At 52.5% G+C, this 24,451-nt stretch carries 21 protein-coding genes; 9 read left to right on the forward strand and 12 right to left on the reverse strand.

The window, feature by feature from the left end:
- On the forward strand, positions 1-390 hold the full coding sequence (gene mutT, locus On2M_RS04550; protein ID WP_151216744.1) for an 8-oxo-dGTP diphosphatase MutT: 390 nt from the start codon (positions 1-3) through the stop codon (positions 388-390).
- 92 nt (positions 391-482) lie between these two features.
- On the opposite strand, the gene yacG is transcribed toward mutT, so the two are convergent.
- The 3 genes from yacG to coaE are packed head-to-tail and all read right to left on the reverse strand — an operon-like array spanning position 483 to position 2,050.
- The gene (gene yacG, locus On2M_RS04555) at positions 483-677 is read right to left on the reverse strand and encodes a DNA gyrase inhibitor YacG (RefSeq protein WP_003018740.1); all 195 of its coding nucleotides are present in this window, start codon (positions 675-677) and stop codon (positions 483-485) included.
- Between the two features lie 9 nt (positions 678-686).
- A complete protein-coding gene (gene zapD / locus On2M_RS04560; protein ID WP_151216745.1) occupies positions 687-1,430 on the reverse strand; it encodes a cell division protein ZapD in 744 nt (247 codons plus the stop codon).
- A complete protein-coding gene (gene coaE / locus On2M_RS04565; RefSeq protein ID WP_210904432.1) occupies positions 1,430-2,050 on the reverse strand; it encodes a dephospho-CoA kinase in 621 nt (206 codons plus the stop codon). Before coaE ends, zapD begins: the two co-directional genes overlap by 1 nt.
- A 225-nt stretch (positions 2,051-2,275) precedes the next feature.
- Here coaE and On2M_RS04570 point away from each other — a divergent pair, with 225 nt between their 5' ends.
- The gene (locus On2M_RS04570) at positions 2,276-3,319 is read left to right on the forward strand and encodes a GMP reductase (RefSeq protein ID WP_003018732.1); all 1,044 of its coding nucleotides are present in this window, start codon (positions 2,276-2,278) and stop codon (positions 3,317-3,319) included.
- A 31-nt stretch (positions 3,320-3,350) separates the two neighbouring features.
- Here the strand turns inward: On2M_RS04570 and hofC are convergent, their stop codons facing one another.
- From hofC to nadC, 4 genes are all read right to left on the reverse strand, one after another.
- Entirely contained in the window at positions 3,351-4,553 is a 1,203-nt protein-coding gene (gene hofC, locus On2M_RS04575; RefSeq protein ID WP_210904433.1) for a protein transport protein HofC, read from the reverse strand.
- Entirely contained in the window at positions 4,543-5,928 is a 1,386-nt protein-coding gene (gene gspE / locus On2M_RS04580; RefSeq protein WP_210904434.1) for a type II secretion system protein GspE, read from the reverse strand. Before gspE ends, hofC begins: the two co-directional genes overlap by 11 nt.
- A gap of 9 nt (positions 5,929-5,937) precedes the next feature.
- Positions 5,938-6,375 (reverse strand): prepilin peptidase-dependent pilin, encoded by a 438-nt coding sequence (gene ppdD / locus On2M_RS04585; RefSeq protein WP_151216747.1) that lies wholly within the window; start codon positions 6,373-6,375, stop codon positions 5,938-5,940.
- Positions 6,376-6,604: 229 nt separating this feature from the next.
- Positions 6,605-7,498 carry a carboxylating nicotinate-nucleotide diphosphorylase gene (gene nadC, locus On2M_RS04590; protein ID WP_187253724.1) on the reverse strand — a complete coding sequence of 298 codons (894 nt, stop codon included), beginning with the start codon at positions 7,496-7,498 and terminating at the stop codon, positions 6,605-6,607.
- An 87-nt stretch (positions 7,499-7,585) separates the two neighbouring features.
- Between nadC and ampD the strand changes: the two genes are divergently transcribed.
- Together ampD and ampE are read left to right on the forward strand one after the other, a co-directional pair.
- Positions 7,586-8,149: a 1,6-anhydro-N-acetylmuramyl-L-alanine amidase AmpD gene (gene ampD, locus On2M_RS04595; protein ID WP_151216748.1), complete on the forward strand. Its 564-nt coding sequence runs from the start codon at positions 7,586-7,588 to the stop codon at positions 8,147-8,149.
- Positions 8,146-9,000 (forward strand): beta-lactamase regulator AmpE, encoded by an 855-nt coding sequence (gene ampE, locus On2M_RS04600; RefSeq protein ID WP_151224556.1) that lies wholly within the window; start codon positions 8,146-8,148, stop codon positions 8,998-9,000. Before ampD ends, ampE begins: the two co-directional genes overlap by 4 nt.
- Before the next feature lie 76 nt (positions 9,001-9,076).
- Here ampE and On2M_RS04605 read toward each other — a convergent pair whose 3' ends face one another.
- The 3 genes from On2M_RS04605 to aroP all read right to left on the reverse strand — a co-directional run bounded on the left by On2M_RS04605 (position 9,077) and on the right by aroP (position 12,964).
- Positions 9,077-10,027: a family 43 glycosylhydrolase gene (locus On2M_RS04605; protein WP_187253725.1), complete on the reverse strand. Its 951-nt coding sequence runs from the start codon at positions 10,025-10,027 to the stop codon at positions 9,077-9,079.
- A complete protein-coding gene (locus tag On2M_RS04610; protein ID WP_151216751.1) occupies positions 10,027-11,433 on the reverse strand; it encodes an MFS transporter in 1,407 nt (468 codons plus the stop codon). Before On2M_RS04610 ends, On2M_RS04605 begins: the two co-directional genes overlap by 1 nt.
- 157 nt (positions 11,434-11,590) lie before the next feature.
- Positions 11,591-12,964 carry an aromatic amino acid transporter AroP gene (gene aroP / locus On2M_RS04615; protein WP_187253726.1) on the reverse strand — a complete coding sequence of 458 codons (1,374 nt, stop codon included), beginning with the start codon at positions 12,962-12,964 and terminating at the stop codon, positions 11,591-11,593.
- Positions 12,965-13,528: 564 nt separating this feature from the next.
- On the opposite strand from aroP, the gene pdhR reads away from it, so the two are divergent.
- The 5 genes from pdhR to traT all read left to right on the forward strand — a co-directional run bounded on the left by pdhR (position 13,529) and on the right by traT (position 21,552).
- Positions 13,529-14,293, forward strand: coding sequence for a pyruvate dehydrogenase complex transcriptional repressor PdhR (pdhR, locus tag On2M_RS04620; RefSeq protein ID WP_151216752.1), 765 nt, complete (start codon positions 13,529-13,531; stop codon positions 14,291-14,293).
- A 163-nt stretch (positions 14,294-14,456) separates the two neighbouring features.
- Entirely contained in the window at positions 14,457-17,120 is a 2,664-nt protein-coding gene (gene aceE, locus On2M_RS04625) for a pyruvate dehydrogenase (acetyl-transferring), homodimeric type (protein ID WP_040229997.1), read from the forward strand.
- A 14-nt stretch (positions 17,121-17,134) separates the two neighbouring features.
- The gene (aceF, locus tag On2M_RS04630; protein ID WP_187253727.1) at positions 17,135-19,027 is read left to right on the forward strand and encodes a pyruvate dehydrogenase complex dihydrolipoyllysine-residue acetyltransferase; all 1,893 of its coding nucleotides are present in this window, start codon (positions 17,135-17,137) and stop codon (positions 19,025-19,027) included.
- Between the two features lie 175 nt (positions 19,028-19,202).
- On the forward strand, positions 19,203-20,627 hold the full coding sequence (lpdA, locus tag On2M_RS04635; RefSeq protein WP_003018686.1) for a dihydrolipoyl dehydrogenase: 1,425 nt from the start codon (positions 19,203-19,205) through the stop codon (positions 20,625-20,627).
- A gap of 193 nt (positions 20,628-20,820) precedes the next feature.
- Positions 20,821-21,552: a conjugal transfer complement resistance protein TraT gene (gene traT / locus On2M_RS04640; RefSeq protein ID WP_032940388.1), complete on the forward strand. Its 732-nt coding sequence runs from the start codon at positions 20,821-20,823 to the stop codon at positions 21,550-21,552.
- A gap of 68 nt (positions 21,553-21,620) precedes the next feature.
- On the opposite strand, the gene On2M_RS04645 is transcribed toward traT, so the two are convergent.
- Positions 21,621-22,415 (reverse strand): DUF2950 family protein, encoded by a 795-nt coding sequence (locus On2M_RS04645; protein ID WP_187253728.1) that lies wholly within the window; start codon positions 22,413-22,415, stop codon positions 21,621-21,623.
- Positions 22,416-22,425: 10 nt separating this feature from the next.
- Positions 22,426-24,012, reverse strand: a complete 1,587-nt coding sequence (locus tag On2M_RS04650; RefSeq protein ID WP_210904435.1) for a DUF3300 domain-containing protein — start codon at positions 24,010-24,012, stop codon at positions 22,426-22,428.
- Between the last annotated feature and the right edge of the window lie 439 nt (positions 24,013-24,451).

Consider the following 24,451-nt stretch of genomic DNA (forward strand, 5'->3'; position numbering starts at 1 on the left):
ATGAAAATACTGCAGATCGCCGTCGGAATTATTCGTAATCCGCAACATGAAATTTTTATCACCCAGCGTGCGGCGGATGCCCACATGGCAAATAAGCTGGAGTTCCCCGGCGGAAAAATAGAAGCGGGCGAAACGCCGGAACAGGCGCTGGTTCGCGAGCTACAGGAAGAAGTTGGTATTACGCCGACTCAAAGCTCGTTGTTCGAAAAGCTGGAGTATCAGTTTCCGGACAGACATATCACGCTGTGGTTCTGGCTGGTTGAAAGCTGGGAAGGAGAGCCATGGGGAAAAGAGGGGCAGCCAGCGCAGTGGATTGGGCAACATGCTTTGAATGCGGAAGATTTCCCGCCTGCGAATGCACCGGTCATTGAAAAGCTGATTGCTGGTTAATGGTGTTCGTCGCGCGTAAGCCGGATAAGGTAACGCCGTATCCGGCAAATTAGGACGGGCTGTACGCTTGCCCGCCCTACGTTTTAGTTGAATTACTTCTGTTCTTCACTCCAGTCGTCGCTTTCCGACAAGTCGCCTGAGCTTGGGATACGTTTCTCTTCTGCAGCCCACTCACCGAGATCGATTAACTGGCAGCGCTTGCTGCAGAATGGGCGAAACGGACTGACTTCAGCCCACACGACGGGTTTGCCGCAGGTTGGGCAGTTGACGATGGTTTGTTCAGACATGTTGACTCCTTAACAGCACGCCAGATCAAAATCTAGACGCTCAGGCACCTGGCCATTCTCGCTATCCAGCGGCATAAAGCGAATGGCAAAACGGCTCTTATGACCAGAGATTTGCGGATAAAGCTGCGAATCAAGCGGCAGCTGCAAGCGAAGAAGATCCGCATCTTCGCCGTTGTCCTGGTAAAAACCATTCAGGCTGGTTTGCTTACGAAACGGCGCAGAGTTGCGAATTAAATCCAGCACCAGCGACAGCGCCTGATTGAGCGGATTCAGGCTGGCAAGCCAGGTTTCAACCTGCGCGTCGCGATGTGATTGCGGTAAATGTAACCAGATATGCAGGGTTGGCAGATCGAAACTGCAGCACCCGCCAGGAATGCTTAAACGTTGACGCACGAGGCCAATCAGACGATCTTCGCGCAGCGTTTGTCCAATCCGCGGGGCCGAAATCAGAATGCTGCCTGCGCTTTTTAACTGCTGGCGCAAAGCGTCGATCCTGCTTTGATCGACGCCGGGAACTTCAACCCAGGCCTGGAGTTTACGCTGTTGTCTTTCCAGCTCTTTGAGGAGTTCGGTACGGACTTCACCGCGTTCAAATACATCCAGTAAATCTCCGATATTACGGAAAAAATGCAGTGCACCTGCATGGTCCGCAATGGGTAAATTAACGGAGAGCTGTTGGATTAAAAACTCAATGCGCAGCCATGTACGCATCTTCTCATTGAGAGGGTGTTCAAAAAGGACCTGGGTGTGCATTACGGTTTTTCCTGTGAGACAAACTGCAACGCGCATTGCAAATAGAGCGCGTGCAGGCGGGCGACATCCGAAGCGATGGCTTCCGGTGCGCCATTATTATCAATAACATCGTCTGCCACGGCCAAACGCGCTTCACGCGTTGCCTGAGCAGCAAGAATTTGTTCCACATGCTCACGCGTGACGTCATCACGCTGCATAGTGCGTCTGAGCTGTGTATCGGGGTTAACATCTACCACCAGTACGCGGTTGGCTTTTTTATACAGCGAATTTTCCACCAGCAAAGGTACAACCCACAACAGATAAGGGGACGTCGCTTGCTGAAACTGGCGCTGCGTTTCCTGCTGAATAAGCGGATGGAGCAGGGCATTCAGCCATTTTTTCTCCTCTGGGGCGGAAAAAATGCGTTCGCGTAAAATGCGTCGCTGCAACGAGCCGTCTGCGGCAATCACCTCGGAACCAAAATGTTCTTCAATCGCCTTAAGGGCGGGTGTGCCGGGTTCAACCACCTGGCGCGCAATAATATCTGCATCAATGACGTTTATTCCGAGGTCAGCGAACGCATTTGCAACGGTGCTTTTACCACTGCCAATGCCGCCGGTTAAGGCTACCGTATACCTCATAGATGCAGATCCCGGAGTTTAAGTTTGATTATCAAACAGTTAAAAGTTAAGCGTGCGAAGGCGAGGCTGCTGCAGGATTAACCTGCTATTCGCCAGGTAAATTTATGGGATTGTAGCGTAAAAAAAGAGAATTTCGCAGTCTTGCGCGGCATTGATTAGTGCGTATGATAGCGTCACTGGAGTTGTGAGTTTCGATTTTTCGCCATTAACCCCAGGAATCCGCACATGCGTATCGAAGAAGATCTGAAGTTAGGTTTCAAAGACGTTCTTATCCGCCCTAAGCGTTCTACTCTCAAAAGCCGTTCCGATGTTGAGCTGGAACGTCAATTTACCTTTAAGCATTCAGGTCAGACCTGGTCCGGCGTTCCCATTATTGCCGCGAACATGGACACTGTCGGTACGTTTGCCATGGCAACGGCGCTGGCATCCTTCGACATCCTGACCGCTGTGCACAAACACTATTCTGTTGAAGACTGGGCCGCATTCATCGCAGAGACTTCTGCCGATGTACTCAAACACGTAATGGTTTCAACCGGCACGTCTGACGCAGACTTCGAAAAAACCAAACAGATTCTGGCGCTCAACCCAGCGCTGAACTTTATCTGCATTGATGTGGCAAATGGCTACTCAGAGCATTTTGTTCAGTTTGTGTCGAAAGCACGTGAAGCATGGCCGACAAAAACGATTTGTGCGGGTAATGTGGTCACCGGAGAAATGTGCGAAGAGCTGGTACTTTCCGGCGCGGACATTGTTAAAGTCGGCATTGGCCCGGGTTCTGTATGTACCACGCGTGTAAAAACCGGTGTTGGCTATCCGCAACTTTCGGCGGTTATTGAATGTGCCGATGCTGCTCACGGTCTGGGGGGCATGATTGTCAGCGACGGTGGTTGCACGATGCCTGGCGACGTGGCAAAAGCGTTTGGCGGCGGTGCAGACTTCGTTATGCTCGGCGGTATGTTAGCTGGTCATGAAGAAAGCGGCGGCAAAATTGTTGAAGAAAACGGCGAGAAATTCATGCTGTTCTACGGTATGAGCTCTGAATCTGCCATGACGCGTCACGTTGGTGGCGTTGCGCAGTACCGCGCAGCGGAAGGTAAAACCGTTAAGCTGCCTCTGCGCGGCCCGGTTGATAATACCGCTCGCGATATCCTCGGCGGCCTGCGCTCTGCTTGTACCTATGTCGGTGCTTCCCGTCTGAAAGAGCTGACCAAACGTACAACGTTTATTCGTGTACAGGAACAAGAAAACCGCGTTTTCAATAGCCTGTAATATGATAGCTGGCGCGTTCTTCGCGCCAGCGTCATCCCACCCCGCTCATCGCATCTCCCAAATGAAAAATCGGTAAATACATCGCGACGACCAACGTACCGATAATCACCCCCGTAACGATCAGCAGCGCAGGCTCAAGTAGCGCAGCCAGATTCTCCGCCTGAGACAAGGTTTTATCGCCGTGGTGATGGGCCAGATTACTCAGCATGGCATCCAGCGAGCCGGATGCTTCACCTGTTCTGACCAGTTGTATACACAATGGGCTGAATTCACCACAATTTTTAAGCGCTAACCAGATGGGTTTTCCGGCGCTGATGTTGTGATGTACTTGTATTAATCGTTGCGACCAGAAAGGGTTGTCCAGCGTTTCAGCTACGCTCTCAAGGCCTTGCAGAAAAGGAATACCTGCATTTTGCGTTAATGCCAGAACAGTGAAGATTTGCGTGAGTTTTTGCCCTCTCACCATTGGCCCAATGACCGGAAGACCGAGCAGAAATTTCTGGCGCAGAATAAGCCAGTAGGGTTGTTGTTTTATCAAGTGATATACCGCAGCCGCAACCATGCTGAATACTACTGCCAGCCATCCCCATTGGCTGCTAAAGTGCGCGATGGCAATAATCCACTGAGTAAGTACCGGTAGCGGAGTGTTGAACGTCCGGTAGATGGCGGCAAACTCAGGGAGTACAAACTGCAACATCGCAAATACGACCATCATTGCCATCGTGATGATGATAATCGGATAGCGCAGGGCTTTTTTCACTTTATCAGCGAGCTGCTGTTGATTCTTTTGCTGGCGCGCGAGTTCAAAACAGCAGTCGTCCAGCTTACCCGTAAGCTCTCCGGTGCGGATCATTGCCTGATAAAGCGGCGGAAAAACGTGTTGCCATTGCGATAGCGAGGTGGAGAGCGAAATCCCCTGCTCCATATCGTGAGCCAGCGTGCGCAGTAGCGCCTGCCACTGGCTGCTCGGATGCTGTTCAGCCAGCAGAGTTAAGCTTGCCGAGAGCGTTAGTCCTGCTTTCAGTAATGTTGCCAGTTGATGTACGGTTTCGGCGCTTCTGTCGCGACTCCAGTGTGAAGTTTTGATGTGCATACGGTTAATGCGCAGTGGCGTAATATGCAGTTGTTCGAGAGCAAGTATCAATGAGGGGCGGGTATCAGCCCACAGTACGCCTTCCTGTGGATGACCTTCGTTGCTAATACCTTGCCAGCGCCAAAGCTGTTTAGCTGACATGGGGCATGCCCAGTACGCGGATCAGCTCTTCAAATGTTGTTAGCCCTTGTTCGACGGCCTGACAGCCATTTTCAAACAGCGTACTCATCCCCAATTGCTGCGCAGCCGATTCTACTGCGTCTACTGACGTCCCGTTGGCGATGCTTTGGCGCAATGCGGGCGTAACGGGAAGCACTTCAAACAATGCGGTACGGCCATAAAATCCGTGATAGCAGTGTTCGCAGCCAGCGGCTTGCCAACGTGGCAGTGGCGTAGGCCAGGCAGCTTTGGGGAGCGTGATTGGTTTTTCCAGACGTTGTCGGCAGTGGGGACACAGTTTTCTTACCAACCGCTGGGCAATAACGAGCGTCAGCGCGGAGGCGATCATCCAGCGAGCAACCCCCATTTGCTGCAGGCGTACCAGCGTTTCAGTGGTGGAATTGGTATGCAGTGTTGATAGCACCAGATGACCGGTTTGTGCGGCTTTAAGGGCTATTTCAGCCGTTTCGCCATCGCGGATTTCACCCACCATGATAATGTCGGGATCCTGGCGCAGCAGAGCGCGCAATACGCCCTGAAAAGTGAGACCGGCGCGGGGATGAATTTGAGTCTGGTTAAGCCCGGCGATCGGGATCTCTACCGGATCTTCCACGCTGCAAAGATTCACCTGCGGGGTGTTTCGGGTTTGCAGCGCACTGTACAGCGTGACCGTTTTACCGCTTCCTGTGGGGCCGGTGACCAGAATCAGCCCTTGAGGCTGCTGCAACGCCTGTGAAAATGCTGCTAACTGCGCGTCCTGCATTCCCAGCGCAGTGAGTTCCAGCGTTTGATTGACCTGATGAAGTAGCCGCAGCACTACTTTTTCGCCGAAGCGACAGGGCAGGGTGGCGATGCGAAAAGAGACCGATTCTCCTGAAATCTCAACGGTAAATTGTCCGTCTTGCGCAAGTCGATGCTCGGCAATATCCAGACTGCCTAAAACTTTTAACCTTGCGGTAATAGCGATACCCATCTCGATTGTGACTTCCGGTAAAACATGCAGTACGCCATCCACACGTAATCTGATCCGATAGTGACTTTCCGCTGGCTCAAAATGAATATCAGAAGCCCGTTGCACCAGAGCGGATTGGAACGTCTGATTCAGCAAGTCTGCGGCGCTGGCACTGCTTTTAGTGACGACCGTCGGGAGCATTTTGCGTGGCGTATGCGTGTGGCCTTCCATTTGCTGACGCGTCCAGCAAACAATGTCGATGCGTCGGGTAGTCGCAAAATGCAGTGCGTCCAGTAGCTCGTGGGATGGGGCCTCCACGACGGCGATGTGCACCACTTCATTATCTGCATCCAGTAATGTGGCCTGATAACGTTGGCACAGCGCTGTAAGTTGGGTGGTATTCATCTCTTTTCCTTAGTTGATATCGAAACGAAAAACGTCTTCGCAGGCCTGTTGCAATGCGCTGTCATTCTGGATGACGCAGTTACGACTCCAGCCAGTAATGCCGTTTGCATCGTCCCAACCCGGCGCCATGGTGATGCTTAGCCCGTTCAGGCTTTCCTGCCCGCTGAGGCTGACAATGCCTTTTTCCACGCTCATGGCGGAGACATATCGGGTGGTGGTTGGAGAAGGAATGCCATTGGTTCCGGCATCGCAGGTTTCTGTCCCGCCATGCTCCAGCGCACAAAGCTCAACTGCCGTGCGATAGGGAACAAAGGTTTGCAGCATGTCGGTCAGCGCGGCTTTGCGCAGATAGTTTTGATAAGCCGGAATGCCGATGGCGCTAAGAATGGCAATAATGCCAATGACCACCATAAGTTCGATAAGCGTGAATCCTCGTTGCTTGTCCATCGTTCGCTCCTTGAGTTAGCTGGCGCTACTTTGGCAAACGCTCTGGGCCACGGCGAGAGGCAAATAACTGAATGGGAAGGCGGGTTCCGAGGATTTTTACGAGATTACAGAATCAAACAACGTATTTGCGAAGAGGCTCGAAGAAACTGCCGGATAACGGCGAAAACGCCTTCTCCGGCATGCAGAATGGCCCGATAAGCAAAGCGCCATCGGGCAATACAAACAGCAATTAGCGAAAACGCATGGAGAGATCGAGCGCGCGAACGTGCTTGGTCAACGCGCCAACAGAGATGAAATCCACGCCTGTTTCGGCAAATTCGCGCAGCGTTTCGTGGGTGACGTTACCCGACACTTCCAGACGCGCCTGGCCGTTGGTGCGTTTTACTGCTTCACGCATTTGGTCAGTTTCGAAGTTATCAAGCATTATGATGTCAGCCCCGGCTTTCAGCGCGTCGTCCAGTTCATCCAGGCTTTCGACTTCGACTTCAACCGGCACATCCGGGTGCAGCCAGAAGGCTTTTTCCACGGCCTGACGTACCGAGCCAGACGCAATAATGTGGTTTTCCTTGATCAGGAAAGCGTCAGAAAGCCCCAGACGATGATTTGCGCCGCCGCCGCACAATACGGCGTATTTCAGCGCGGTACGCAGACCCGGCAGGGTTTTACGCGTATCCAGAAGCTGGGTTTTTGTCCCCGCCAGCAGGTCGACGTATTTACGTACTTCGCTCGCCACACCGGAAAGCGTCTGCACAAAATTAAGCGCGGTACGTTCGCCGGTCAGCAGTACGCGGGAAGGGCCGTCCAGTTCAAACAGTGGCTGATTAGCCTTAATGCTGTCGCCATCTTTGACATGCCAGGTGATGTTGACATCATCGCCCGCCAGTTGAATAAAGACCTCTTCCACCCAACGTTTCCCACAAAAAACGCCATCTTCGCGGGTAATGACGGTAGCGTGGGAGCGCATGTCTTCGGGTAAAAGCTGTGCGGTGATATCGTTATTGGCATCAACTTCTCCGCCTAAATCTTCACGCAGCGCCTGAGCTACAGCGGCAGGGATATCGAGATTTATGCGTTCCAACAGCGCGTCACGTCGGTAGTCAGGGTTATAGCGGCGAGGCGGCATGATAAAACTCCAAATTGCTAACGAATCATAAGGTGGAAACATGCTACCCTGAACCTGATATGAGCACCACCAATAAGGAGATTCTGCATGTTGTTAGACGAGGGCTGGCTGGCAGAGGCGCGACGCGTTCCCTCTCCTCATTATGATTGCCGCCCGGATGACGAAACCCCTTCTCTGCTGGTGGTGCATAATATCAGCCTGCCGCCCGGTGAGTTTGGCGGCCCGTGGATCGACGCGCTGTTTACGGGCACGATTGATCCCAATGCCCATCCTTATTTTGCCGGAATCGCCCATTTGCGCGTTTCTGCCCATTGTTTGATTCGCCGTGACGGTGAAATCGTGCAGTATGTCCCCTTTAATAAACGCGCCTGGCATGCTGGCGTCTCGAGCTATCAGGGTCGTGAACGCTGTAATGATTTCTCAATTGGTATTGAGCTGGAAGGGACGGATACGCTGGCCTATACCGATGCGCAGTACCGGCAACTGGCCGCTGTGACGAACGCCCTGATTACACGTTATCCGGCCATTGCCAACAATATGACAGGACATTGCAATATTGCGCCCGAGCGTAAGACCGATCCCGGGCCCTCATTTGACTGGGCAAGGTTTCGCGCCCTGGTCACCCCCTCGTCGGACAAGGAGATGACATGACGCTGTTTACAACATTACTGGTGTTGATTGTTGAACGCCTTTTTAAGCTGGGTGAGCACTGGCAGCTTGATCACCGGGTTGAAGTTCTTTTCCGCCGGGTTAAGCATTTCTCGATGATGCGTACGGTAGGCATGGTCCTGATTGCGATGGGGGTGACGTTCCTGCTGCTACGTGCACTCCATGGGCTACTGTTTAACGTGCCCTTACTGGTGGCGTGGATCGTAATTGGCTTGCTGTGCATCGGCGCTGGCAAGACGCGTCTTCATTATCATGCATATTTGAACGCGGCTGCCCGCGCTGACGCTCACGCTCGTGAGGCGATGGCCAGCGAGCTGACACTTATTCATGGGGTTCCGCCGGACTGCGATGAGCGTGAGTTTTTGCGTGAACTGCAGAATGCGCTGTTATGGAACAACTTTCGCTTTTACCTGGCGCCGTTATTCTGGCTGATTGTCGGTGGTCCGTGGGGACCAGTGACGCTGGTGGGTTATGCTTTTTTACGTGCCTGGCAGTCCTGGCTGGCGCGCTATCAGACGCCGCACCAGCGTCTGCAATCGGGTATCGATGCGATCCTGCATGTGCTGGACTGGATCCCGGTGCGTCTGGCGGGCGTGGTCTATGCGCTGTTAGGACACGGCGAGAAAGCGCTGCCTGCCTGGTTTGCATCGCTTGCTGATCTCCATACTTCGCAATACCAGGTGCTTACTCGTTTGGCGCAGTTTTCTCTGGCGCGCGAACCCCATACCGATAAAGTCGAAACGCCAAAAGCCGCTGTTTCAATGGCGAAGAAAACCTCGTTTGTGGTGGTGGTGGTCATTGCGCTGCTGACAATTTATGGCACGCTGATCTAGCGATTGTAGCCGGGATTGCGACGTAACCGCGTTATCCGGTCTGGCGCATATGTAGACCGGATAACGGTGCAATGACTCAATACGTATCCGCTGGCGGGATGCCAAAATCAGGCATTCCGTTTTTGTCCCAGCGCACGAGCTTCAGACGCGTATGGCGGTTTGGGTCGTACAGCGGATCGCCCTCGATTTCGGTGTAATTTCTGGCGTGGTACACCAGCACATCTTCACCTTCCGGCGTTTGCGTAAAACTGTTGTGCCCAGGGCCGAACTGGCGGTTTTCGTAGCTGGTGGTAAAGACCGGGCGTGGTGATTTGTGCCAGTGCTGTGGGTTGAGCGGATCGGCATTGAGGTCAATCCACAATAATCCCATACAGTAATTCTCATCGGTGGCGCTGGCAGAATAACTGATAAACAGCTTGTCGCCGTGAACCATGACCGCCGGACCTTCGTTGACCCAAAAACCCCGACATTCCCAGTCATATTCTGGATGGCTGAGCATCACCGGCTCACCTTTAATCGTCCATGGGTTTTCCATCTCAGCAAGATAGATATTGGAGTTCCCGGCAATATCGGGCGATTTCTGCGCCCACAGATACCACTGTTTTCCCTGATGGTTAAAGGTGGTGGCATCAAGTGCGAAGGTATCAAACTGCGTTTTAATCTGGCCTTTTTCTGTCCAAATACCTGCCAGCGGATCGCTGTCCGCGCATTCGAGCGCAAACATACGGTGCTGAAACATTCCCTGCTTGTCGAGCGTCTGTGTGTGGCTGGCGGCAAAATAGATGTACCACTTACCAGCCAGATGATGGATTTCAGGCGCCCAGATGAGCTGGCTCATGGGACCACTTTCTGGTTTGCGCCAGACGACAACCGGGAAGGCGGTGCGCAGCCCTTCCAGCGAGTCAGCCCGGCGGATCTCCAGTCGATCGTATTCGGGCACTGAAGCAATGAAATAATAGTGGCTACCGTCACGTAAAATAAACGGATCGGCACGTTGTTCAATAAAGGGATTAGGCCACTGATTCATCAGGCTTTCCTTACGGTTTCTGTTGTTTTTATCTCGTGGTATTCATTCAGTTCACGATAGTTGGCGCGGCGCTTTTCTAAATCTGTCTGGATTTGCTGCATAAACTCGCGGTCAACTTTCAGCAGACGAACCACGCCTGCGGTAATCAGGTAGCCTACGCCAGGTATGATGGTAAACAGCAGCATAATGCCGTTAATAGCGGAGTCGCTTTGCGCTTTCGCCCCTGCGTCGTAGCCGTACCAGGAAAGCAGGAAGCCAACCATCGCTCCGGCAATCGCCAGGCCCAGTTTCAGGAAGAACAGGTTGCCGGAGAAGCTGATTCCAGTGATGCGCTTACCGGTTTTCCACTCGCCGTAGTCATCGACATCCGCCATCAGCGACCAGTGCAGCGGGGATGGGATCTGATGCAGGATGTTGAGCAGGAAGTAGAGCAGCATAATCATCATGGTGGCTTTCGGATCGAAGAAGTAAAACGCTGCGGAGAAAATCGCCAGGATGATGTTGGTCCAGAAGAAGACTTTCAGTTTGCACCAGCGATCGGTTAACACCTTCGCCAACATGCTGCCGATCATCATGCCTATAACGCCAAGGCTGATAAACAATGTCGCAAATTGCGTACTCTGCTGCATAACCCAGGTCACGTAGTACATGGTGGCGGCCATGCGAATAAAGCCCGGACAGACGTTGCACAGGGTTAACAGCAGAATTTTTACCCATTGATCGTTCTTCCATACGTCTTTCAGATCGGCTTTTAAATCGTCGTTAGTCGGGACGGCAGGACGTACACGCTCACGGACGGTTGCAAAGCAAAACAGGAACATACACATGCCGATGAAGGCCAGTACCGCCATCGCCATTTGATACCCTTTGGCTTTGTCTTCTCCACCGAACCAGTCCGCCATTGGCAGCAGAGTGAGGGAGAGCAGCAGAGTTGCAATTCCTACCAATACAAAGCGATATGACTGGCAGGCGACGCGTTCTTGCGGATCGTTGGTGATGACGCTGCCGAGAGAGCAATAGGGGATATTGATCGCTGTGTAGGTAATTGAGAGCAGGAAGTAGGTGACAAAGGCATAGATAACTTTGCTGTTATATGTCCACTCCGGGGTGGTAAACATCAGTACGCTGAATAATGCGTACGGGAAAGCCATCCACAATAACCATGGACGAAATCGACCATATTTGCTGCGCGTACGGTCGGCCATTGCGCCCATAATGGGATCGGTAACGGCATCAATAACGCGTACTGAGAGCAGTAATACGCCGACCAGGGCAGGCGCCAGACCAAAAATATCTGTATAAAAATAGTTAACAAACAACATGATGGCGCCAAAAATGATGTTGCATCCGGCGTCGCCCATTCCATAGCCGATCTTTTCTTTCACCGTGAGCTTACTGGTTTCCATCAACTGCACTCCATGAATGAGATATGGAGAGAATTATTGTCTGGTACCGGTGTTTTTGCGTTGCAGGATAACGCCGCTGATATGGACTAAACAGTCATGAGTGGGAAAGTGTGAGGCAGGTAACAACCCCCACCTGGTGCAGGTGGGGGAGGGAAAATTAATGTGCTTTAACTGTGCCGGCGGTTTTCTGCTTGAACAGGTAACCAATGCCAAGAACAGCAATCCATACCGGGATTAAGTACACTGAGATCGCCATGCCCGGCGTCATCAGCATAATCACCAGTACTGCGGCCATGAAAATCAGGCATACCCAGTTACCCAGCGGATAGAGCAGAGCCGGGAAGCGGGTGGTAACCCCCTGCTGCTGTTTGGCTTTGCGGAACTTCATGTGCGCCAGGCTGATCATTGCCCAGTTGATCACCAGCGCGGAAACCACCAGCGCCATCAGCAGACCAAAGGCGGATTCTGGCGCCAGATAGTTGATCAGCACACACAGAGCCGTAACCAGCGCGGAAACCAGAATGGTGTTCACCGGTACGCCGCGTTTGTCGACATTCATCAGCGCTTTTGGCGCGTTGCCCTGCTGTGCAAGACCGAACAGCATGCGGCTGTTGCAGTAAACGCAGCTGTTATAGACAGAAAGAGCGGCGGTCAGCACCACGATGTTCAGCGCATTGGCAACAAACGTATCGCCCAGTTCGTGGAAAATGAGGACAAACGGGCTGGTATCAGCCGTGACGCGCGTCCATGGCATCAGGGAAAGCAGAACAGCCAACGAGCCCACATAGAAAATCAGGATACGGTAGATAACCTGGTTGGTGGCTTTGGGAATACTTTGCTCCGGGTTATCGGCTTCTGCTGCGGTGATCCCGACCAGCTCCAGCCCACCGAAAGAGAACATAATAATCGCCATCATCATCACCAGACCGGTGAAGCCGTGCGGCAGGAAGCCACCCTGGTTCCACAGGTTACTGACGCTGGCCTGCGGCCCGCCGTTGCCGCTGAATAACAGCCAGCCGCCGAAGATGATCATCGCGACTACGGCAATGACTTTAATAATAGCAAACCAGAACTCCATCTCACCAAACACTTTTACGTTGGTCAAGTTGATGGCGTTGATAATCACGAAGAAAGCTGCCGCAGAGGCCCAGGTTGGGATCTCCGGGTACCAGAACTGGATATATTTACCGACAGCCGTCAGCTCAGCCATGGCAACCAGAACGTACAGCACCCAGTAGTTCCAGCCAGAGGCGAAACCCGCAAAACTCCCCCAGTATTTATAAGCAAAGTGACTAAAGGAGCCTGCTACCGGCTCTTCAACCACCATTTCACCAAGCTGGCGCATAATCAAAAAGGCGATAAAGCCGGCAATAGCGTAACCCAGAATAATACCCGGTCCTGCAGACTGGATAACGGATGCGCTACCGAGGAATAACCCGGTACCAATCGCGCCACCCAGCGCGATTAGCTGTATATGGCGGTTCTTAAGACCGCGCTTGAGCTGATCGCCATGCTGTTGACTTTCCATCATTAAACCTCGTGTGTGGTTTTACTCTTCATCTTTCGAGTACTTATTTTTTGAACTACGCAGCAATGCGTGTGTAAGTTTGCAATTCCGTTTGTTGTATTAATTTGTTTACAGATGCTTTTGATAAAATGTTGCCTTAATACTTTTGTCTTGATCAGAATAATGATATGCGAGCGCGAATGCACCTGCTTTATGCGGGGAAGCTATCGAGTTGAATAAAAAGAAACCATTTGTAAATGCGAGTTTATCTACCTCAAAATTTCCATTTTGAATTTCTATTCATTATTTGTAATTGAAATATCGATAAATAAGCTGGTGAATCGGTTCAGATGAGATAACTTTTCGTTTCAATTCCGTTAAAACTACCTCGGGGTGGGTAAATTTAACATTTGTGCATAGTTACATGTTTGAAACGTTATATCTGTAATGTTGTTAAAATATGCCCCCTTTACTGATTTCAATCAAAACCTGTATGGACAGAAGGTGAATACTTTGTTACTTTAGCGTCAAGAACATGAAATTGGTAAGACCAATTGACTCCGGGCAAATGGCTTAAGACAGGAAATCATGGCCTACAGCAAAATCCGCCAACCAAAACTCTCCGATGTGATTGAGCAGCAGCTGGAGTTTTTAATTCTTGAGGGGACACTTCGCCCCGGAGAAAAACTCCCACCGGAACGCGAGCTGGCAAAGCAGTTCGACGTCTCCCGCCCCTCCTTACGCGAGGCGATCCAACGCCTTGAAGCGAAGGGGTTACTGCTTCGTCGTCAGGGCGGTGGCACTTTTGTTCAGAGCAGCCTGTGGCAAAGCTTTAGCGACCCACTGGTAGAGCTGCTCTCCGACCATCCTGAATCCCAGTTTGACCTGCTTGAGACGCGCCATGCGCTGGAAGGTATTGCAGCCTATTACGCTGCACTGCGCAGCACGGATGAAGACAAAACGCGAATCCGTGAACTCCACCATGCGATCGAGCTGGCTCAACAGTCCGGCGATCTTGACGGCGAATCTGATGCGGTACTGCAGTATCAAATTGCTGTCACCGAAGCGGCGCATAATGTGGTGCTGCTCCATTTGCTAAGGTGTATGGAGCCAATGCTGGCCCAGAACGTTCGGCAAAACTTCGAATTGCTGTATGCGCGTCGCGAGATGTTGCCGCTGGTAAGCAGTCACCGTACCCGTATCTTTGAAGCAATTATCGCTGGGAAGCCTATTGATGCGCGTGAAGCGTCTCACCGTCACCTGGCCTTTATCGAAGAGATTCTGCTAGACAGAAGTCGTGAGGAAAGTCGTCGTGAACGCGCCTTACGCCGCCTGGAGCAACGAAAGAATTAGTGATTTTTCTGGTAGAACGTTAACCAGAAGATGTTGTAAATCAAGCGCCAATTAAAGTGCGCGGCAACTAAACGCAGAACCTGTCTTATTGCGTTCTCTGGCGAGAACGCAATGGGACAGGTTCCAGATAACTCAACGTATTAGATAGATAAGGAATACCCCCATGTCAGAACGTTTCCCAAATGACGTGGATCCGATCGAAACTCGCGACTGGCTACAGGCGATCGAATCGGTCATCCGTGAAGAAGGTGTTGAGCGTGCTCAGTATCTGATCGACCAACTGCTTTCAGAAGCTCGCAAAGGCGGCGTGAAAGTAGCGGCAGGTGCAGGGGCAAGCAATTATGTAAACACTATTGCCGTTGAAGATGAACCGGAATACCCGGGCAATCTGGAGCTGGAACGTCGTATTCGTTCTGCAATTCGCTGGAACGCCATCATGACCGTACTGCGTGCGTCTAAAAAGGACCTCGAGCTGGGTGGTCACATGGCATCCTTCCAGTCCTCCGCTACGGTATATGATGTTTGCTTCAACCACTTCTTCCGTGCACGCAACGAGCAGGATGGCGGCGACCTGATTTACTTCCAGGGCCACATCTCTCCGGGCATCTACGCACGCGCATTCCTGGAAGGTCGTCTGACTGAAGAGCAGATGAACAACTTCCGTCAGGAAGTTCATGGCAAAGGCCTGTCTTCCTACCCGCACCCGAAACTGATGCCTGAATTCTGGCAGTTCCCGACCGTATCTATGGGTCTGGGTCCAATCGGTGCTATCTACCAGGCTAAATTCCTGAAGTATCTGGAACACCGTGGCCTGAAAGATACCTCTAAACAAACCGTTTACGCCTTCCTGGGCGACGGTGAGATGGATGAGCCAGAATCTAAAGGTGCGATCACCATCGCCACCCGTGAAAAACTGGACAACCTGGTCTTTGTAATCAACTGTAACCTGCAGCGTCTTGACGGCCCGGTCACCGGTAACGGCAAGATTGTTAACGAACTGGAAGGCATCTTCGCAGGTGCTGGCTGGAACGTTATCAAAGTCATGTGGGGCGGTCGTTGGGATGAGCTGCTGCGTAAAGACACCAGCGGTAAACTGATCCAACTGATGAACGAAACCGTTGATGGCGACTACCAGACCTTCAAATCCAAAGACGGCGCATACGTACGTGAGCACTTCTTCGGTAAATACCCGGAAACCGCAGCGCTGGTTGCTGACTGGACTGACGAGCAGATTTGGGCTCTGAACCGCGGTGGTCACGATCCGAAGAAAGTCTACGCTGCGCTGAAAAAAGCACAGGAAACCAAAGGCAAAGCAACTGTAATCCTCGCCCATACCATCAAAGGTTACGGCATGGGTGACACCGCCGAAGGTAAAAACATCGCTCACCAGGTTAAGAAAATGAACATGGACGGCGTGCGTTACATCCGCGACCGTTTCAACGTTCCTGTGACCGATGAGCAGGTTGAAAACCTGTCTTACATCACCTTCCCGGAAGGTTCTGAAGAGCACACCTACCTGCACGCTCAGCGTCAGAAACTGCACGGCTACCTGCCTGCTCGTCAGCCGAACTTCACCGAGAAGCTGGAACTGCCGGCTCTGGAAGACTTCGGCGCGCTGCTGGAAGAGCAGAACAAAGAAATCTCCACCACTATCGCTTTCGTTCGTGCACTGAACGTGATGCTGAAGAACAAGTCGATCAAAGATCGTCTGGTGCCGATCATCGCTGACGAAGCACGTACTTTCGGTATGGAAGGCCTGTTCCGCCAGATCGGTATTTACAGCCCGAACGGCCAGCAGTACACCCCGCAGGACCGTGAGCAGGTTGCTTACTACAAAGAAGACGAGAAAGGTCAGATCCTGCAGGAAGGTATCAACGAGCTGGGTGCTGGCGCATCCTGGTTGGCTGCTGCGACCTCTTACAGCACCAACGATCTGCCGATGATCCCGTTCTACATCTACTACTCCATGTTTGGGTTCCAGCGTATCGGTGACCTGTGCTGGCAGGCAGGCGACCAACAGGCTCGCGGCTTCCTGATCGGTGGTACTTCCGGTCGTACGACGCTGAATGGCGAAGGTCTGCAGCACGAAGATGGTCACAGCCATATTCAGTCTCTGACTATCCCGAACTGTATCTCTTACGATCCGTCTTACGCGTACGAAGTTGCGGTCATCATGCACGATGGTCTGGAGCGTATGTACGGTGAGAAACAAGAGAACGTTTACTACTACATCACCACGCTGAACGAAAACTACCACATGCCGGCCATGCCAGCAGGTGCCGAGGAAGGTATCCGTAAAGGTATCTACAAACTCGAAACCCTCGAAGGTAAGAAAGGTAAAGTTCAGCTGCTGGGCTCCGGTTCTATCCTGCGTCACGTCCGTGAAGCTGCGCAGATCCTGGCGAACGACTACGGCGTAGGCTCTGACGTGTATAGCGTCACTTCCTTCACTGAACTGGCGCGTGATGGCCAGGATTGTGAGCGCTGGAACATGCTGCACCCGATGGAAACGCCTCGCGTTCCGTACATCGCTCAGGTGATGAACGACGCGCCGGCAGTGGCATCTACTGACTATATGAAACTGTTTGCCGAACAGGTTCGTACTTATGTACCGGCTGATGACTATCGCGTACTGGGTACTGACGGCTTCGGTCGCTCTGACAGCCGTGAAAACTTGCGTCACCACTTCGAAGTTGATGCTTCCTATGTGGTTGTAGCGGCCCTGGGCGAATTGGCTAAACGTGGCGAAATCGATAAGAAAGTGGTTGCTGACGCAATCATCAAATTCAACATCGATGCAGATAAAGTTAACCCGCGTCTGGCGTAAGAGGTAAAAGAATAATGGCTATCGAAATCAATGTACCGGACATCGGGGCTGATGAAGTTGAAATCACCGAGATCCTGGTCAAAGTGGGCGACAAAGTTGAAGCTGAACAGTCGCTGATCACCGTAGAAGGCGACAAGGCCTCTATGGAAGTTCCGTCTCCTCAGGCTGGTATCGTTAAAGAGATCAAAGTCTCTGTTGGCGACAAAACTGAGACCGGCAAACTGATCATGATTTTCGATTCCGCCGACGGTGCAGCAGCTGCTGCACCTGCTCCGGCAGAAGAGAAGAAAGAAGCTGCGAGTGCGCCTGCAGCACCTGCTGCGGCAGCGGCGAAAGAAGTCCACGTACCGGACATCGGTGGTGACGAAGTTGAAGTTACCGAAGTCATGGTTAAAGTGGGCGACACCGTTGCGGCTGAACAGTCTCTGATCACCGTTGAAGGTGACAAGGCTTCCATGGAAGTTCCGGCGCCGTTCGCGGGTACCGTTAAAGAGATCAAAATCAACACCGGCGACAAAGTGTCTACCGGTTCCCTGATTATGGTCTTCGAAGTGGCGGGCGCAGCGCCTGCTGCCGCACCGGCTCAGGCTGCCGCTCCGGCAGCTGCAGCGGCTCCAGCGGCTTCTGGTTCGAAAGACGTTAACGTACCGGACATCGGCGGTGACGAAGTTGAAGTCACTGAAGTGATGGTGAAAGTGGGCGATAAAATTGCCGCTGAGCAGTCACTGATCACCGTAGAAGGCGACAAAGCCTCTATGGAAGTTCCGGCACCGTTCGCCGGTACCGTAAAAGAAATCAAAATCAGCACCGGCGACAAAGTGAAAACCGGTTCTCTGATTATGGTCTTCGAAGTAGAAGGCGCAGCACCGGCAGCCGCTCCTGCGCAAGCTGCGGCTCCGGCTCCGGCCGCTGCACCTGCACAAGCAGCAGCACCTGCTGCGGCAGCGAAAGCAGAAAGCAAATCTGAATTTGCTGAGAACGACGCTTACGTCCACGCTACGCCGCTGATTCGTCGCCTGGCGCGCGAATTTGGTGTTAACCTGGCGAAAGTGAAAGGGTCTGGCCGCAAAGGTCGTATCCTGCGTGAAGACGTTCAGGCTTACGTGAAAGATGCTATCAAGCGTGCTGAAGCGGCTCCGACTGCAGCAGCAGGCGGTGGTATCCCGGGTATGCTGCCTTGGCCGAAAGTGGACTTCAGCAAGTTCGGCGAAATCGAAGAAGTGGAACTGGGCCGTATCCAGAAAATCTCTGGTGCTAACCTGAGCCGTAACTGGGTGATGATCCCGCACGTTACGCACTTCGATAAGACCGATATCACCGATCTGGAAGCGTTCCGTAAACAACAGAACGCCGAAGCTGAGAAACGTAAACTGGACGTGAAATTCACCCCAGTGGTCTTCATCATGAAAGCCGTTGCCGCTGCTCTGGAACAGATGCCACGCTTCAACAGCTCTCTGTCTGAAGACGGTCAGCGCCTGACTCTGAAAAAATACATCAACATCGGTGTGGCGGTAGATACGCCGAATGGTCTGGTGGTTCCGGTCTTCAAAGACGTGAACAAGAAGAGCATTACCGAGCTGTCTCGTGAACTGACCGTGATCTCCAAGAAAGCGCGTGATGGCAAGCTGACCGCTGGCGAAATGCAGGGCGGTTGCTTCACTATCTCCAGCATCGGCGGCCTGGGTACTACCCACTTCGCGCCGATTGTGAACGCGCCGGAAGTGGCTATCCTCGGTGTCTCCAAGTCCTCTATGGAGCCAGTGTGGAACGGTAAAGAGTTTATGCCGCGTCTGATGATGCCGATTTCGCTCTCCTTCGACCACCGCGTAATCGACGGTGCGGATGGTGCGCGCTTTATTACCATCATCAACAACATGCTGTCTGACATTCGCCGCCTGGTGATGTAAGCGAAAAAGCCGGCCCGACGGCCGGCTTTTTTCTGGTAATCTCATGAAGTCAGTGAGGTTATTGTGCGAAAGACAAATCGGTTGCCGTTTGTTGTTTCAAAATTGTTAACAATTTTGTAAAATACGGGCGGATAGAACGACCCGGTGGACGACGGGTATAAATTAAGAGGTCATGATGAGCACTGAAATCAAAACTCAGGTCGTGGTACTTGGGGCAGGCCCTGCAGGTTACTCTGCTGCCTTCCGTTGCGCAGATTTAGGTCTGGAGACCGTCATCGTAGAACGTTACAGCACCCTCGGTGGTGTTTGTCTGAACGTCGGCTGTATCCCTTCTAAAGCGCTGCTGCACGTAGCAAAAGTTATCGAAGAAGCCAAAGCGCTGGCTGAACACGGTATCGTTTTTGGCGAGCCGAAAACCGATATCGACAAGATTCGTACCTGGAAAGAAAAAGTTATCACTCAGCTGACCGGCGGTCTGGCTGGTATGGCTAAAGGCCGTAAAGTGAAAGTGGTTAACGGTCTGGGTAAATTCACCGGGGCGAACACCCTGGAAGTTGAAGGCGAAAACGGCAAAACCGTGATCAACTTCGACAACGCGATCATCGCGGCGGGTTCCCGTCCGATCGAACTGCCATTCATTCCGCATGAAGATCCGCGCGTGTGGGATTCCACTGATGCGCTGGAACTGAAAACCGTTCCTAAACGCCTGCTGGTTATGGGCGGCGGTATCATTGGTCTGGAAATGGGTACCGTGTACCATGCGCTGGGTTCAGAGATCGACGTGGTTGAAATGTTCGACCAGGTTATCCCGGCTGCCGATAAAGACGTGGTTAAAGTCTTCACTAAACGCATCAGCAAGAAATTCAACCTGATGCTGGAAACTAAAGTGACCGCCGTTGAAGCGAAAGAAGACGGCATCTACGTTTCCATGGAAGGCAAAAAAGCGCCTGCTGAAGCACAGCGTTACGACGCCGTACTGGTGGCAATCGGTCGTGTACCGAACGGCAAAAACCTCGACGCGGGCAAAGCGGGCGTGGAAGTTGATGACCGTGGCTTCATCCGCGTTGACAAACAGCTGCGCACCAATGTGCCGCACATCTTTGCTATCGGCGATATCGTCGGTCAGCCGATGCTGGCGCACAAAGGTGTTCACGAAGGTCACGTTGCCGCTGAAGTTATCGCCGGTAAGAAACACTACTTCGATCCGAAAGTTATCCCATCCATCGCCTACACTGAACCAGAAGTGGCATGGGTTGGCCTGACCGAGAAAGAAGCAAAAGAAAAAGGCATCAGCTACGAAACCGCCACCTTCCCGTGGGCTGCTTCTGGCCGTGCTATCGCCTCCGACTGCGCGGACGGTATGACCAAACTGATTTTCGACAAAGAGTCTCACCGTGTTATCGGTGGTGCGATTGTCGGTACTAACGGCGGCGAGCTGCTGGGCGAAATCGGTCTGGCGATCGAAATGGGTTGTGACGCTGAAGACATCGCGCTGACCATCCACGCGCACCCGACTCTGCATGAGTCTGTGGGTCTGGCGGCAGAAGTGTTCGAAGGTAGCATCACCGACCTGCCAAACCCGAAAGCGAAGAAGAAGTAATCTTCCCGCTTTGTGAAAACGCCTCTTCTGAGGCGTTTTTTTTGACCTAAAGCTACCTGTTCTGGTAGTCATCTTATTGATATTTTCGCTAAAAAAAATTGCGCAACTGCCGATACTTTTTTCGCCATTGTGTGGCTACTGGTCGCACGGAGAAGAGGCTCTGGACTCTTATTACACGAAAAAAGGAAAAAACATGTCTTTAAAAAAAATCGCGGTTGTTGGCATGGTTGTCGCGACAATGACGCTGACCGGTTGTGGTGCCATGACTACTGCCGTTAAAAAACGTAATCTTGAAGTGAAAACGCAGATGAGCGAAACCATCTGGCTGGAGCCTTCCAGCGAGAAGACCGTCTACATTCAGGTAAAAAACACTTCTGATAAAGACATGAGCAACCTGCAAACTCTGCTGGCAAATGATCTCTCAGCAAAGGGCTATAAGGTGACCAGTTCACCGGACAGCGCATACTACTGGGTACAGGCGAACGTTCTGAAAGCGGACAAAATGGATCTGCGTGAAGCTCAGGGATTCCTGAAGACCGGCTATGAAGGGGCGGCGATGGGGGCGGCTCTGGGCGCGGGGATTACTGCTTATAACAGCAACTCCTCCGGCGCGGCGCTGGGTGTTGGCCTGGCGGCGGGACTGATCGGTATGGCCGCGGATGCCATGGTAGAAGATGTGAATTACACCATGGTTACTGACCTGCAGATCTCCGAGCGTAGCAAAGCGAAAGTGACGACGGATAACGTTGCCGCACTGCGTCAGGGCACATCCGGTATCAAGCTGCAAACCAGCAGCGCACAGGGCGATCGCGCAAAATACCAAACCCGCGTCGTGTCTAATGCCAACAAGGTGAACCTGAAATTCGAAGAAGCGAAGCCGGTTCTGGAAGCGCAACTGGCGAAATCCGTCGCTAATATCCTGTAATTTAAATTGAGTAGCCGGGTGGCTACTTCGCCTTACCCGGCTTATAAAATGTGGTCCGTTGACGTTACTCAGGGGGCGACGGGCTGCCAGCTTTTATCTGGGCTATAGGTGGACAGCGCCCGAGCTTTCTGATCAGAATCACTGCCGAGATCGGACTGGTACACCTTGTCGTCCTGGTTTATCACAAAGCTCATGACGCCCGTCTGACCATAGCTAACAGGCCAGGCAACCATAGCAAATCCGCTGCTTTTGTCGGGAAGGATACGAAAACGATAGCCGTGATAGCCCGTACCAGGCTCCTGTGGACTGAAGGCTGGGCCAAGCGGGCTTGGTGCTTCGCCGGGCGAAACTGGCCAGTACAGACCATCCTTTTTCCCATCAGAACTGACAATCTTTTGCGCGTATTTTTGGTTCATCGCAAAATAGCTCTGCTGAGCATCTACATAGGCGTGTAATGCCTCAATGGCGGCGAGTTCGTTGCGGCCAATTTCGCGGGTCTGGATCTCTTCGGCAGCTTCAAGCATGTCAAATCGCCAGCCGGAAGTGGTTTTGACAACCGGGATCGGCAGTTGCCAGTTGCTGTCTCCGACAACCAGATGCGCCGTATCACCGTCAATGACGGTGCTATGATGAACCTTCCAGTCGCGCAGGAAACGATCGACAGCATTCGGATCAACGCCTTCCGGCGGCAGAAAATCGCGCCAGTTATCGCCAAGCAGGCTGCTCATCGCGCTCTCATTTTGCTCACTAATGGCTTTGGCAAGTGCATCGGTTGCCTGGTCAGGTGTGCTAAAGGATTGCTGCGCCATCACCGAGGCCGAAAGCATGAACAACACCATTCCACTAAGTAGTTTATTTTTCATGTCGGCTCCCTTAACGATGACGAAATTCACGGTGTTCAGCGCGTCCACCAGACGCCTGACGTGGCTGCTGGCGGGCAGCGAGTTGTCTGCTTTGTGCGCCGCGCTGCTGCTGTGCCTGCCAGTTCGCGGAGCGGCTATCGTTGCCGCTCAGCGCATTGGCCCGTGGCTGAGTGCTTCTCTGCTGGGGAGGACGTTGCTGTGCGGGCTGTGATGCGCGTTTCTCTTGTCTTTGCGAGGTGGTCTGGCGATTTTCTCGCTGCTGCGTGGTGCTCCGCTTCGTCGTCTGCGGTTTGGTGTCGTAGCCACGGTAGTTATTACGCTGGGAAATTTGCTTCAGCTGTTGGCTGGATGCCTGACGCTGGGCGTCTTTCGTGCCCGTACGCGCCGTCTGCGGGAATGTTTTCCCCGTCGATTTTTCCATCTGGCTCAGGGCTGCCTGACGCTGGCTATCGCGGTTAACCGGTTTTTGCTGTGTTGAACTGAACCCGGTAGCTGTGTTGGTGGCGTGAAAGCGGTTATTGAGTTGGCTATTAGGGTATGGCACGCCCTCGCGATAGGCCGGGTTGTGCTGCCAGGTTCGGTTGGCGTCCGTCAGCCGTTGTCCACTGATTTTATTGAAATTATCAACGTTGATATTGATGTTGTTATCACCGTTACGGTTATAACCGCCATGGTTATCCCAGTCATCATTATGATGATGATCCCAGTCATCATCGTCATCCCAGTCGATATTGCTGAAGATGGCATAAGTTGTGGCAACGCCGAGGCTGAAGCCTAAACCGTTAACGAAGCTGTTGCCAAACTGCTCACCTGGCGTTGGTGGCAGATAGGTTGGCGGATAAGCTGTATTTGGCCAGGTACCGTAAACCGTATTCGGGTTATAGGTGGGAACGTACACCACCTGCGGATCGGTGGATTCAATCTTGATTACCGTTGGGCTTGCTGTGGCCGTTGTGGCTGATGTGCTCGCTGAACGGGTTGTCGACTCGCTGGCTACGGTTTTAGACGGTGCTGCTTTGGTCACGGTGGTGACTGTCTGCTGCGGTGTCGATTGTAACGCCCCGGTCTGTTGCGCCAGCGCACGCAGGCGTTGCACGGAATCCATAACATCTTTTGGTTGTGCAAGGAAAGCATCTCCCAGGCTCTGTACCCACGGCGGATTTTCACCCATCAGCGACATTAACTGCGGAAAAGCCACCAGCGATTTCACGCTGGGATCCCAGGGTTGACTGGCAACGGCCTGAATAGCGGCGTCACCCTGCATTTTGGGGTTGTCTTTAGACCACTGCGCGGCCTGGATGACGTTGGCCGGGTAGGTTGAAGCCATCAAAATTTGCGACAGTAGTGAGTCCGGATAGAGTGCGATAGGCGCAACCCACTGATCGATTTGTGCCGCCGTGTACGTAGGTATTGCAGCAGGCGCTGGTTGGTCGACCGGGGTAGGGGCCGCTACGGGAGCTGGAGCCGGTACTGACGGTTGCTGTGTCACCGGGGCAGGCTCCGTGGTGCGACTTTTAACGAACATCACGCCAGAGGCGACAAACAGCCCGGCACTGCACAGAAGGACAAGCAAGTGTGGCTTAAAGGGCAACTTCATAAAATGACTCCAACGAGACAAGCGCTGTGCCGTGAGGCGTTCTTGTTGCCGCGAGTATTATTCACCCGTGTTAGACAGTTTTGACTTTTATTGGGGATTCAGCCGGGAGGTCCGGAAAAAGAGTGTGAAGATTTATTACACAATTATATCTGATGGCTGAGAAATCGCTGGAATATTCAGCAGGTCGCGCTTGAAAATCAATCGTTTCAGGGCGCCTTCAGGCAGCCTTAATTGCCTCTCGCCTTGTCGCTATACCATTCTTAACGATTCAGCCAATTTTTTATGTTGCTTTTTTGTAAACGGATTAACACTTAATGAAAATCCTGTTATTGTGCCTTATGCGGTACCGGGCATTTACCCTACTAACTACTGTCTCACAGGAGCGTGAAGAGAATCGCCCATCTACAAAAGCGCCGCATTATGACAATGAGAGCGAGGA

Origin of the sequence: Citrobacter sp. On2M (genome assembly GCF_018035235.1) — a bacterium.
In the GTDB taxonomy this organism is placed as follows: Bacteria; Pseudomonadota; Gammaproteobacteria; order Enterobacterales; family Enterobacteriaceae; genus Citrobacter; species Citrobacter meridianamericanus.

What these genes read in the sequence shown, in the direction of transcription:
- On2M_RS04570 (WP_003018732.1), top strand. Translation starts at nt 2,276, where the DNA reads ATGCGTATCGAAGAAGATCTGAAGTTAGGTTTCAAAGACGTTCTTATC.
- lpdA (WP_003018686.1), top strand. Translation starts at nt 19,203, where the DNA reads ATGAGCACTGAAATCAAAACTCAGGTCGTGGTACTTGGGGCAGGCCCT.
- aceE (WP_040229997.1), top strand. Translation starts at nt 14,457, where the DNA reads ATGTCAGAACGTTTCCCAAATGACGTGGATCCGATCGAAACTCGCGAC.
- ampE (WP_151224556.1), top strand. Translation starts at nt 8,146, where the DNA reads ATGACGCTGTTTACAACATTACTGGTGTTGATTGTTGAACGCCTTTTT.
- yacG (WP_003018740.1), bottom strand. Translation starts at nt 677, where the DNA reads ATGTCTGAACAAACCATCGTCAACTGCCCAACCTGCGGCAAACCCGTC.
- pdhR (WP_151216752.1), top strand. Translation starts at nt 13,529, where the DNA reads ATGGCCTACAGCAAAATCCGCCAACCAAAACTCTCCGATGTGATTGAG.
- ppdD (WP_151216747.1), bottom strand. Translation starts at nt 6,375, where the DNA reads ATGGACAAGCAACGAGGATTCACGCTTATCGAACTTATGGTGGTCATT.
- On2M_RS04610 (WP_151216751.1), bottom strand. Translation starts at nt 11,433, where the DNA reads ATGGAAACCAGTAAGCTCACGGTGAAAGAAAAGATCGGCTATGGAATG.
- ampD (WP_151216748.1), top strand. Translation starts at nt 7,586, where the DNA reads ATGTTGTTAGACGAGGGCTGGCTGGCAGAGGCGCGACGCGTTCCCTCT.
- traT (WP_032940388.1), top strand. Translation starts at nt 20,821, where the DNA reads ATGTCTTTAAAAAAAATCGCGGTTGTTGGCATGGTTGTCGCGACAATG.
- aceF (WP_187253727.1), top strand. Translation starts at nt 17,135, where the DNA reads ATGGCTATCGAAATCAATGTACCGGACATCGGGGCTGATGAAGTTGAA.
- aroP (WP_187253726.1), bottom strand. Translation starts at nt 12,964, where the DNA reads ATGATGGAAAGTCAACAGCATGGCGATCAGCTCAAGCGCGGTCTTAAG.
- nadC (WP_187253724.1), bottom strand. Translation starts at nt 7,498, where the DNA reads ATGCCGCCTCGCCGCTATAACCCTGACTACCGACGTGACGCGCTGTTG.
- On2M_RS04645 (WP_187253728.1), bottom strand. Translation starts at nt 22,415, where the DNA reads ATGAAAAATAAACTACTTAGTGGAATGGTGTTGTTCATGCTTTCGGCC.
- coaE (WP_210904432.1), bottom strand. Translation starts at nt 2,050, where the DNA reads ATGAGGTATACGGTAGCCTTAACCGGCGGCATTGGCAGTGGTAAAAGC.
- On2M_RS04605 (WP_187253725.1), bottom strand. Translation starts at nt 10,027, where the DNA reads ATGAATCAGTGGCCTAATCCCTTTATTGAACAACGTGCCGATCCGTTT.
- hofC (WP_210904433.1), bottom strand. Translation starts at nt 4,553, where the DNA reads ATGTCAGCTAAACAGCTTTGGCGCTGGCAAGGTATTAGCAACGAAGGT.
- mutT (WP_151216744.1), top strand. Translation starts at nt 1, where the DNA reads ATGAAAATACTGCAGATCGCCGTCGGAATTATTCGTAATCCGCAACAT.
- zapD (WP_151216745.1), bottom strand. Translation starts at nt 1,430, where the DNA reads ATGCACACCCAGGTCCTTTTTGAACACCCTCTCAATGAGAAGATGCGT.
- gspE (WP_210904434.1), bottom strand. Translation starts at nt 5,928, where the DNA reads ATGAATACCACCCAACTTACAGCGCTGTGCCAACGTTATCAGGCCACA.
- On2M_RS04650 (WP_210904435.1), bottom strand. Translation starts at nt 24,012, where the DNA reads ATGAAGTTGCCCTTTAAGCCACACTTGCTTGTCCTTCTGTGCAGTGCC.